The organism is Ancylobacter lacus, from assembly GCF_018390635.1.
In the GTDB taxonomy this organism is placed as follows: domain Bacteria; phylum Pseudomonadota; class Alphaproteobacteria; order Rhizobiales; family Xanthobacteraceae; genus Ancylobacter; species Ancylobacter lacus.
Map to the genome: position 1 here is coordinate 63,365 of NZ_JAHBGE010000026.1, position 6,107 is coordinate 69,471.

Annotated in this window: 6 protein-coding genes; 5 read left to right on the forward strand and 1 reads right to left on the reverse strand. The window is 66.6% G+C overall.

Features of this window, described 5'->3' with window-relative positions:
* Positions 1-428: 428 nt before the first annotated feature.
* From KHC27_RS05615 to KHC27_RS05635, 5 genes are read left to right on the forward strand one after another with little or no spacing between them, the layout of a single operon-like run.
* The gene (locus tag KHC27_RS05615) at positions 429-920 is read left to right on the forward strand and encodes a putative pterin-binding protein (RefSeq protein WP_213336063.1); all 492 of its coding nucleotides are present in this window, start codon (positions 429-431) and stop codon (positions 918-920) included.
* Positions 901-2,631, forward strand: coding sequence for a sensor histidine kinase (locus KHC27_RS05620; RefSeq protein WP_213336066.1), 1,731 nt, complete (start codon positions 901-903; stop codon positions 2,629-2,631). The genes KHC27_RS05615 and KHC27_RS05620 overlap by 20 nt, the downstream gene beginning before the upstream one ends.
* A complete protein-coding gene (locus KHC27_RS05625; protein WP_246519676.1) occupies positions 2,628-3,029 on the forward strand; it encodes a response regulator in 402 nt (133 codons plus the stop codon). Before KHC27_RS05620 ends, KHC27_RS05625 begins: the two co-directional genes overlap by 4 nt.
* Before the next feature lies 1 nt (position 3,030).
* Complete coding sequence (locus KHC27_RS05630) at positions 3,031-4,248, forward strand: EAL domain-containing response regulator (RefSeq protein ID WP_213336068.1); 1,218 nt, start codon at positions 3,031-3,033, stop codon at positions 4,246-4,248.
* Between the two features lie 3 nt (positions 4,249-4,251).
* Positions 4,252-5,040: a response regulator gene (locus KHC27_RS05635; protein WP_213336070.1), complete on the forward strand. Its 789-nt coding sequence runs from the start codon at positions 4,252-4,254 to the stop codon at positions 5,038-5,040.
* A gap of 98 nt (positions 5,041-5,138) precedes the next feature.
* On the opposite strand, the gene KHC27_RS05640 is transcribed toward KHC27_RS05635, so the two are convergent.
* Positions 5,139-5,807: a response regulator transcription factor gene (locus KHC27_RS05640; RefSeq protein ID WP_213336072.1), complete on the reverse strand. Its 669-nt coding sequence runs from the start codon at positions 5,805-5,807 to the stop codon at positions 5,139-5,141.
* Positions 5,808-6,107: the final 300 nt, after the last annotated feature.

Genomic DNA, 6,107 nt, shown 5'->3' on the forward strand with positions numbered 1-6,107 from the left:
GGAGAACCTTGCCGCCAATCCGCTCGTCGCACATACGACATGTTGTATGCAATAACAGGTGAACCGGTTCTTGATCGATATCAAGAAGGAAGATGGCCTGCTAATAGGATATTGAAATCACATTCAAAGTCGGCCCGCCGCAGACGGCGGCGGCGGCGAAACCAGCCACCTTTCCTTCCAAACGCCTCATTGTTGCATCCAGAATACCTCCAGACGAGCCATCACATCTGCCGATTGGTCCAGTTTGGAGTGAATTCTGACCATTCCCCTGCAATTTGGTACAACTCCTTCACAGGCGCCCCCTGGGGATGTGACATAACTAAGGGGGGCATCCATGCAGGCGCGCGGCGGGCGCGTCTCGCGAGCATGCCTCGCCGGCCGGACGACGCGCCAGCGAGGTCGAACCCGAGGACGTCGGTTTTCCAGCCATGATGAAGCTGTTCCGTAGGATCGCGATCGTCGTCGCATTGTTTTCTTCAACTCTGAGCGGCGCGTTCGCGGCCGATCTCAACCTGCGCTGGCTCGACGCAAAGGGAGCCGTCACGGCCGAGCGCATGCTCTCGCTGGCGGATATCGACAAGCTCGCCCAGGTGAAGATCGACACCTCCACCCCGTGGACCAGCGGTCTCCAGCATTTCCGCGGCCCCACCATCAGCACGCTGGCCGCCCTGGCCCCCGGCAAGGTCGCCTCCGCCACCGTCATCGCCATCAACGACTATGCCGTCACGCTGCCTTCCGCGGCGTGGGAGAAATACGGCCCGATCCTCGCCACGCGGCTCAACGACCAGACGATGCGGGTGCGGGACAAGGGGCCGTTCTGGGTCATGTTCCCGATCGATTCAGACCCCGAACTGGCCGAGCAGCACTATCAGTCGCTCATGGTGTGGCAGGTGAAGCAAATTGACTTCATCACGGACTAAGCCCTCCATCGGCTGGCTTCCCCTCGCCCTGATCGCGATCACGGTGGCGCTCTTCTTCGCCACCGGCATGCTGTATGTCACGCAGACGCGCAACCGCTCGCTCATGACCCAGACCATCCGCAGCTCGGGTTGGGTGGCTTATCAGGCCGAACTGGAATATGTGAAGGCCGACTCCGCCCTCGCCGTCGCCGCGATAGCGCCCAACGCGGACGCGCTCGCCGCCGCAGAGCTGCGGCTCGAAATCCTCCGCTCCCGCCTTCCCCTTCTCTATAATTCCGACGAAGGCCGGGTGCTTCGCGACGTCATCGATCTCGAAAAGCCGGTGCACGCCGCCGAAACATTGCTCGACGGCCTGATGGACCGCCTTCCGGCCATCTCGCCGACCGACCCCGGCGCCGCCGAGACCCTTCTGGCGATCCAGAAGGACATGGCGCCCATCGGGACGACGCTCAAGCGTATCCTTATGGAGTCGGTCGCCTACAACCAGGAGATCTTCCGGCGCGAACGGGCCCTCGCCGAAGCGCCGGGCATGGTGCCGCTGCTGCTGCTGTTCGTCTCCGGCACCTGTCTCGCGCTGGTCCTTCTGCTGCAGTCGCGGCGCGACCGCCTCCGCCTCGACGCGATCGTGGCGGCGCAGAAGACGGTGATCGCCATGGAAGAGAACCTGCGCGCGATCATCGAGGCGATGCCGGCCTGCATGATCGTCATCAATCCGCAGGACGACAGCGTCAGCTTCGTCAATTCAGCCGCGTCGGCCCTCGTCAACCTGCCGCTCGACCACGCCGAATGGCGGCGTCTCGTCCACGCCGCGTTTCAGGCAGCCATAGACAGCTCGGGCGACCGCTGGGGCATGCTCAACATGTCCTATGCGCGGATCAGCGGGGACATCACCTCGCTGCGCGGCTCGCTGTGCCGGGTGATCTGGGAGGGGCGGCCCCAGTTGCTGCTGGTCATGGTGGACGTCTCGCGGGTGCGCAGGGCTGAACTCCAGGTGATGCAGGCCGCCAAGCTCGCCACTCTCGGCGAAATGGCGACCGCCATCGCCCACGAGCTCAACCAGCCGCTCGCCGTCATCCGCATGGCGGTCGCCAATGCCAACCGGCTGCTGACGCAGATCGAGGGCGGCGAACTCGTCGCCGGCAAGCTCGACCGCATCTCGGCGCAGGTCGACCGCGCCAAGCGCATCACCGACCAGGTCCGGCGCTATGGGCGGATGCCGAGCGAGGAGAACGAACCCTTCCCGCTGCGCCATGCCGTCGACCTCGCCATGAGCTTCGTCGCCGATCACTACCGCTCCGCAAACATCCGCCTGGCGCTGGAGGCGGACATCGCCGCCGACACGCTGGTGATGGGCGAGCAGACCATGTTCGAGCAGGTCATCGTCAACCTCCTGGTGAATGCCCGCGACGCGTTCGAGAGCTCGGGCGTGCGCACGGCGCGCTCGGTGGTGGTGCGCGTGCGGGTCCACGAGGACGAGGCGGTGATCGAGGTCGAGGACAATGCCGGGGGTATTGCCGAAGAGGTGATGCCGCGCCTGTTCGAACCCTTCTCCACCACCAAGCCGACCGAGAAGGGCACCGGCCTCGGCCTCTCCATCGCCCGCAGCGTCATCCGCGACATGCACGGCACCATCGGCGCCGAGAACGTTGCGGGCGGCGCCCGCTTCGTCATTGCCCTGCCGCTCCGCCACGCCGCCCGGAACGCCGCATGACCGCGCGCCACTCCATGCTCATCTGCGACGACGAGATCGACCTGGCGCAGGAGCTGGGCGAGTTCTTCGCCAATGAGGGCTGGGAGGTCGAGGTGTGCGTCAGCGGCACCCAGGCGATCCGCCTTCTGCAAGGCGGGCTGGCGCCGCAGGTGCTGCTGACGGACCTGCGCATCGGCACGTTCAACGGGGTGGAGGTCGTGGCCGCGGCGCGGCAGCTTCCGGCCGGCTCGCGTCCCGCGGTCACCGTCATCCTCACCGGGCACGTGGTGGGCAGCGCCGTCGCCGCCGATTTCGCCTGCGATCTGCTCTACGCAAAACCCGTTGACCCCGACCTCCTGCTACGCGAGGTTGTATCTCTGCTCGCCCTCAGGAAGGCCTGTGCCGAGCGGGGGGCGTGAGATGCCGCAAAAGCAATCCTTCTACGTGCTCGACGACGACGCCGATTTCCGGCTTGACCTAGGGGAAGCCCTGGAGGCCGAATCCTGCGATGTGGCCAGCGCCGCCGACCCCGCCGCGGTGGACATGGCAAGGCTCGCCGCCGCCGACATCCTGCTGCTCGACCTCGCCATGCCGACCCTCGACGGAATCGGCATGCTCGAGCGCCTCTCCGCGCTGCCCCGGCGCCCCGCGCTGATCTTCATCAGCGGCAGCGGCGAAGAACTGCTGAGGACCGCGGCCACCCTCGCGCGCAGCCGCGGGCTCGTCGTGCTCGGGGCGCTGCAGAAGCCCTTTGCCCCGCAAGACGTGCTGGCGCTGGCCTGCCGGCACGGCAACCCCGTGGCCGAGCGCCCCGCCGCCGGCACGGCCGATCTGGCGCTGGTGCGGCGGGCGCTGGCGAGCGCGCTGGACGAGGGCACGGTGCCGGTGCTGTTCCAGCCGCTGGCCGCCTGCGAGAATCTGGTCCCGGTCGGCGCGGAGGCGCTGCTGAGCGACGATCTGCCGGGCTTCGGGCCGATCCCGCCGTGGCAGCTCGTCCTCGCCGCCGAGGAAGACCCGGCGCTGATGATTCGGCTGAGCCACCATGTCCTGCAGGTCGCCAGCCGGACCTGTGCCCTCTGGCGCCAGCGCGGCGGCGACGGATTCGTCAGCGTCAACATGCCGCTGCACGTGTTCACCGCCCCTCGCGCCGTGGCGGAGATTTCCGCCATCGTGGAACAGGCGGGCACCCCCGCCAGCCACGTGATGCTCGAACTGACCGAGGATGCGCTCTACGACAGCTCGAACGAGGCGCTGGAGGCTCTCGCGCGGCTGCGCCTCGCCGGCTTCGGGCTGGCGCTGGACGACGTGGGCAAGCGGCAGAGCGGGCTGCTGCAGCTTGCAAATCTGCCGGTGACGGAAATGAAGATCGACCTCGAGTTCATGCGACAGGCCCGGATCTGGACCAAGCCGCGCAGCATTTTCGGGTCGCTGGCCGAGCTCGGGCACGAACTCGGCCTGAAGGTGGTGGCGGAAGGCGTCGAGACGGCCGAGGACTGGGAACTCGCCCGCGCCTGCAAGGTCGATTACGTCCAGGGATTTATGATCTCCCGCAAGCGGCCCGCGGAGGATATCATCACCCTGCTGACGCGTGGTCAGCCAATCGATACGTCCGAAGGACGACGTCACAGAGCGGTCTAGATCATGACGGAAGCGTCTGCCGAGCTACCCAGGGTCCTCCTGGTCGACGATGATCCCGACATTTTGCTGGAATTGAGCGAGGGGCTGGCCAATCTCGGCATTCCCACCCTGACGGCGGACACCGCGATCGCCGCCATCGACATGGTGCAGCGCAACGAACAGTTGCAGGTGATCGTCACCGACCTTCAGATGCCCCGCATCGACGGCATCGAGCTGCTGCAGAAGCTGACCCTGCGCCGGCGCGCCAAGCCGCTGGCCGCCATCGTCATCACCGGCCACGCCTCGCTCGACCGCGCCGTGGGGGCGCTGCGGCTCGACGCGGTGGATTTCCTGCAGAAGCCGCTCTTGCCGGAGGAGGTCGCCCACGCCATCAACCGCGCGCTCTCCATCGCCGACGAGAACCCGCGCGCGGCAGGCAACGGCACCGCCGAGCCCAAGCCGACGCCACGGCCGAATTACCTGCGGGCGCTGGTGGCGGCGCGGGCCGACCGCGACGCCATCTTCCAGGCCGGGCTGTTTTCCGATCCGGCGTGGGACATGCTGCTCGATCTCGCGGTGGCGGAAGCCACCGGCAAGCCGATCTCGGTGACGAGCCTCTGCATCGCCTCGGGGGCCCCCACGACGACCGCGCTGCGGCGGATCGACGATCTGCGGGACGCCGGCCTGCTCGACCGCACGCCGGACCCGACCGACCGGCGCCGGATCATCGTGCAGCTGACCGATCTCGGGCGTCAGCGCATGGAGGCGTTCGTGAAGAAACAGGCGGAGCGGATCGGGCTGCGGCTCGATTGAGGCGCACGGCCGCCCGCGTGGGGCCGCGCGAGGGGCGGGCAGCGGTGTCGCCGCTGCCGTTCGCAGGCAGACCTCGAGGCCTGCCCGGGCGACCGGCCTCAGCCGACGAACTGGTAGCCGAGGTAGCGCTTGGCGTCGATCACGTCGTAGCCGAGCTGGAGGCGCAGCTTCTTGCGCAGCTTGCTCATGTGCCCCTCGACCACGCTCTCGTCGACGTCATCGTTGAAGATGCCGTAGATCGTATTGAAGATCTGGGTCTTGGTGACCCGGCGCTTGCTGTTCTTCACGAGGTATTCGAGGATGTGGCGCTCGCGCCGCGGCAGCGGCAGCGGCTCGCCGTCGATCTCGGGGTCGCGGCCGTCGAAGAACACCTGGAGACGGCCCTGGGTGGTGGCGCTGGCGGTGGAATTCACGCGCCGCCACACCGCATCGGTCCGCGCCACGATCTCCCGGACATGCACCGGCTTGCGCACGACATCGTCGATGCCGGCCGTGAACAGCTCCAGCGTCTGGGTGAGGCACTTCTGGTCGCTCAGGGCGAGGATCGGGGCGCGGCTGTGGGTGCGGATCATCTCCGGGTAGGCCGGCCGGCGATCGAAATCACCGAGAAGAAAGCCCTGGACCGCGGAAAGGTCCTGATCCGAGGCGGAGGCAATCCACTCCTTGAATTCACCTTCGCCAAGACTGACGCTGGAGAATCCCTCCCGAGAAAAACCCGAGACATAGCTTTCAGCAACACTCGAACGATCATCAACGATGACAAACATGACTGCACTCCCCTTGCACAGGATGCTTGAAGATTTTGCCGATCCCGCCTTTTTGCTTCGCGGCTTGCCTGTGCCGTTAGGAGTAGGACGCCAAATCCCTCCACTCAATCGACGTTGCATCGGTTATGGCGAAGGTTTTGAACCATTTCGGAATGGTTAACGAAACGGCACCGCCGCGCGATAAAAACAAAAGGCGCCACCCGCAGGGGGGCGGGCGGCGCCTTCGTGGAATGTCCGCGACCGGGCCGAGGCTGTGTGAGAACTCTGTGGCTCGTCGCGCAGGTTGTTGCCACGGCGCGC